The organism is Trichococcus sp., assembly GCF_049589555.1.
Lineage (GTDB): Bacteria > Bacillota > Bacilli > Lactobacillales > Aerococcaceae > Trichococcus.
Genome location: NZ_JBAWAZ010000335.1, coordinates 1 through 2006, shown reverse-complemented (window position 1 = coordinate 2006; position 2006 = coordinate 1). Strand labels below are relative to the sequence as shown.

General features: G+C 53.4%; 2 protein-coding genes and 1 pseudogene. All 3 read right to left on the bottom strand.

Features of this window, described 5'->3' with window-relative positions:
- On the bottom strand, positions 1 to 481 hold a 481-nt coding region (locus WBV27_RS11680; protein WP_424202258.1), incomplete at its 3' end, for an aminotransferase class V-fold PLP-dependent enzyme.
- Positions 478 to 1770 (bottom strand): Fe-S cluster assembly protein SufD, encoded by a 1293-nt coding sequence (gene sufD, locus WBV27_RS11675; RefSeq protein WP_424202256.1) that lies wholly within the window; start codon positions 1768 to 1770, stop codon positions 478 to 480. The genes WBV27_RS11680 and sufD, both read right to left, overlap by 4 nt.
- An 11-nt stretch (positions 1771 to 1781) precedes the next feature.
- Positions 1782 to 2006 (bottom strand): annotated as a pseudogene (locus WBV27_RS11670) (ABC transporter ATP-binding protein); the annotation flags it as partial.

Below are 2006 nucleotides of genomic sequence, written 5' to 3'. Positions count from 1 at the left end.
TGACGACTTCAGACGATTTTTCGACATCGACGAAACCATCTGCAGTCAACGGCAGGTAGACCAATTTGGCCTTCTTGCGTTTCGCCAACTGTTGCCAAGGAACCACGTTGGAGTGGTGCTCCATCGGCGTGATGTAGATTTCATCGCCCTCTTCGACGACCAGATCGCCGAAGCCGACAGCAACCCAGTTCAGGCCGGTCGTCGTGCCGCGGGTGAAGAGGACTTCCTTCGTCGAAGCGGCATTGATGAAACGGCGCAGCTTTTCGCGGGCGGCTTCATAGGCTGAAGTCGCGCGTTCCGCCAAAGTATGGACGCCGCGGTGGATATTGGCGTTGTCAAACTCATAGTAATGTTGGATGGCTTCCAGCACTTGTTTCGGTTTTTGTGAAGTGGCCGCGTTGTCCAGATAGATCAGCGGCTCGTCGTTCACGGTCTGGAAAAGGATCGGGAAGTCCTGTTTGATTTTTTTAGCATCGATCAAAGCTTCATCAACTTCCTTTCGATCATCTCTACCAGGCCTTCACGGATTTCTTTGACCGGGATGGCCGCGATGACCGTACCCAGGAATCCGCGGATGACCAGACGCTCTGCTTCTGCCTTAGGGATACCGCGGGAAAGGAGATAGAACATCTCTTCCGGGTCGACGCGTCCGACGCTGGCGGCATGGCCGGCTGTGACGTCGTTCTCGTCGATCAACAGGATCGGGTTCGCATCCCCTCTGGCGTTGTCGGACAGCATCAGGATGCGGCTTTCTTGCTGCGCATCAGCGCCCTTCGCGCCTTTGATGATGTGGCCGATGCCGTTGAAGGTCAAAGTCGAACGGTCCATGATGACCCCGTGCTGCAGGATATGGCCGATCGAGTGCTTGCCGTAGTTCGTGACGCGGGTATCGATGCCCTGCACTTGTCTGCCTGTGGAAACTGCAACGACTTTGATTTCGCTGTGGGAACCGTCGCCGATCAGGTCGGAATCGAAATCGGAGATGACATTGCCGTCATTCATGACGCCGATTGCCCAGTCGATGGAGGAATCCTTCAACAGGTGACCGCGGCGGTTGATGTAGACTGAAGTGTTTTCGCCCATGGTGTCGACTGCAGAGAATTTGACTTGCGCGCCGGTTTTCGTGATGACTTCGACGATGATGTTGGCGCTGTTCTTTTCGTTGCCTTCCGTTTCGTAGCGCTCCACGTATTTCACGGAGCTGTTCACGTCAGCGACCAAAAGCACGTGTTTGACGAAGCTTTCCTTTACGTGGGAATTCTGGATGAACAGAGCTTCCAACGGTTCTTCGATGACGACGTTCTTCGGCACATAAAGGAAGACGCCGCTGTTCATGAAGGCTGTGTGGAAAGCGGTGAAACGGTCTTCTTCCGGTTTCACGGCTGTCGTCATGTAATATTCTTGGACCAGTTCAGGATAATCCTGAGCGGCTGTATATAAATCAGTGAAAATGACGCCTTGATCGATCAGATGCTGTGGCAATTGCTCCATCAGCGTCACATTTCCGTATTGCACGATTTTCGGTGTGTCGCCCAAGTCGTATTGGAGACCTTGGCTGTTTACCAATTCCTCGCCGTATGCACCGGCAGAGATGGTTGTGTCAAGCAGCGGCCAGCGGTGGTAGCTGATGCGTTCCATCAATGGGAAAGCCTGCTCTTCGTATTTTTCCAGCCATTCCAAACGTTGGCTGCGCATCCATTCCGGTTCTTCCTTTTCAATCGAAAACAGGCGAACCGCATCCAACAAGGACGTTTTTTCTTCGTTCAGCATGTGACGTCCTCCTATTCTTCATCCAAGTGGATATCTAGACCTAATTCGTCGCGGATGCCGCGGTAGCCTTCCGCTTCCAGACGTTTCGCCAAGCTGGCGTCGCCGGATTTCACGATGCGGCCGTCCATCATGACATGGACGAATGTAGGGTGTACATAATTCAAGAGACGTTGGTAGTGGGTGATGATCAGGACGCCGAAGTCGGGACCGGACATCAGGTTCACGCCTTTGGAAAC

Excerpts from the sequence above, each read along its gene's own strand:
- sufD (WP_424202256.1), bottom strand. The coding sequence starts at position 1,770 with ATGCTGAACGAAGAAAAAACGTCCTTGTTGGATGCGGTTCGCCTGTTT.